This is a genomic window from Bacteroidia bacterium, from assembly GCA_026932145.1.
GTDB lineage: Bacteria > Bacteroidota > Bacteroidia > J057 > JAIXKT01 > JAIXKT01.
Genome location: JAIXKT010000034.1, coordinates 5,956 through 8,080 on the forward strand (window position 1 = coordinate 5,956; position 2,125 = coordinate 8,080).

2 protein-coding genes are annotated in these 2,125 nt (G+C 40.8%); both read right to left on the reverse strand.

Annotated features, from left to right (window positions below):
- Window positions 1-140: 140 nt before the first annotated feature.
- Window positions 141-1,424, reverse strand: a complete 1,284-nt coding sequence (locus LC115_08090) for a DUF262 domain-containing protein (GenBank protein MCZ2356631.1) — start codon at window positions 1,422-1,424, stop codon at window positions 141-143.
- Window positions 1,425-1,464: 40 nt separating this feature from the next.
- On the reverse strand, window positions 1,465-1,665 hold the full coding sequence (locus tag LC115_08095; GenBank protein ID MCZ2356632.1) for a hypothetical protein: 201 nt from the start codon (window positions 1,663-1,665) through the stop codon (window positions 1,465-1,467).
- Window positions 1,666-2,125 lie beyond the last annotated feature (460 nt).

Here is a 2,125-nt window from a genome sequence, read left to right on the forward strand (position 1 = left end):
ACGGCTTGCGTTACCTGCGCTGGGCGGGGACGGCGAAGCCGTCCAACCAGAAAAATGCTAAGGCGTGAAAACTGCTTGGGATGTGCGCCGAGTCCCCAGCGTCAGGTGCACGCTTTGTTGGCTTGCCGTCTTTGGGAAGACTAACGCTTTCCTTTATACTTTGCGCCTTTTTTTGAATTACAACTTCTACACATTAAAGCCGCATTTGATAACGAACTTTTACCGCCAAGCGAATATGGCTTGATATGGTCAATTGTAAAGTTTTCCCAAGTTAACTTCTCTCCACATTTTGTGCAAACTTTTTCATCATCGGAATTCCACACGAGCCTTCTTTGTTCAGGCGTAAAACCACGTTTTTTGTCCTTCTTTTCAAACAAACCACCTAATAACTGGCGCAAAATATCTGCTCGCCTTGTTCTTGTTGCCGAACTATCGCTATCGCCGCGAGTTGTAAATAAGTAATTGGCAAATACTTGCTGGTCTGGCGTTGCGCCTTCGGCTTGAGAAATCTTCTTTCGCACTAAATCTACACCGTCAGAAAGCCAAAGCAATAATGTTTGGGCTTGTTTATTGCGTTTTGAGTCGGTTAAGATAAATTTGTTCTTATCCATCTCCCAAGTAAACATAAAGAGGGAATAGAACTCAGATGAATTTTTGAAACGACTTGACCGCAAAGCAGGAAAATACATTCTTTTTATGATATTCAGTGTGCGGGTAAATTCTTTTGCACACTCGTTAAGCGCCTTGCCTTCAATCGTTTTTCCGTGAATGATTTTATCTAGTGCGGTCTTCTTGTTGAGAGGACTTCCATTATGAATTGAAGCCATAATCTCTGCAATCAATTCAACGTGTTTCATCCTGCTTAATTGAGCGGGAGTCATTATGTGATTTTCAGCAAAAAATTTCTTAGAACGCTCCGCAAGTTGTCCAGCGCGTTTTAGGAAAGGACTTGTAAAAAACCTAGCGTGCCTTTTTTCTTGTCCAGTAAGGCGTTTTCCCGTCGAGTTAATTCTTACAAAAAGTTCAATAATATCGTCTAAACTGCCTGAAACTTCAACGGTTTGAATTTTATAGCCAGTAACAAGATGCTCGTGACCTGCTTTTTGAATTTCCTTCCACGTCCATTCTTCAACATCGTCATCTTCGTGTATTTGCATTTTTACCGGAAATTTATCGCGGCGAAATCTCCCTAAACCTTGAAACATAAACAAAGATTCAAGTCGTTGCTTGCCATCCAGAACATCATATACTAATCGTCCATCTTCATCAGTAGATCTGTATAAGAAAACAGATGGTAAAGGGAAGTTCTGAAAAACTGACTGAATTAACTTTTTTCGGTCAATACCCTGCCAAACAGATTTTCGCTGAAAACCGGGTTCTAAATTTAGACGGTCTTCATTGAAAAGCAAAATAAAATCTTGCACATCTTTACTTCCGTAATTGAATATGATAGTTGATGCTCTATTACTCATTACTATCCCTTGTATTGTTTTTATGTGAATGCACAGGCAAGCCAACGGCTTGCGTTAGCGGCGGACGGGGGGCGGGAGTAGAAGAGTCCAGAGGGCAGAAAAAACTCAAAGCGTAGAAAATGCTTCTCGAAGCTGCCGAATCCCCGCCGTCCGCTGCACGCTGTGTTAGGTGTGTGTGGGTTGAGCGAGACATTTTTTCTAAAAGCCAAAACAGCGCCTTTCGATGACTTTATTTTACACACGAAATAATCTTTTACAAGCCCGACTTTATTGACGAAACTAATCTTGACTTGAAGAAGCCTGAAACAAGAACTTGTTAACACTTTTGCTAAAAACTGACTTTGCGAAAAACCGTTTTTTTAGAGAAAGAGAACTTGAACGAAAATGCAAAAACTTGCCTTGATGAAACCTTTGCTGAAAAAACGCCGCTAATTTTAGAAACCTGATTTTATTGAAAGAAACGCAAGCCGTAAAAAACAGGCTTTGTGTCTCGACAAGCTCGACAACCACCAAACGAAACTGCTTGCTTGCCAAAACCTAGCCGAAAACCCCGAACCTGATTTTGGAGACCTGAAAGAATTTGACAAAGAACTTATGAAACAAAAAGCATGAACTGATTTTCGAGAAACGAGAACTTAGAAAACTACTTTTGC

Coding starts and splice junctions, on each gene's coding strand:
- LC115_08095 (MCZ2356632.1), bottom strand. CDS start 1,665: ATGTCTCGCTCAACCCACACACACCTAACACAGCGTGCAGCGGACGGC.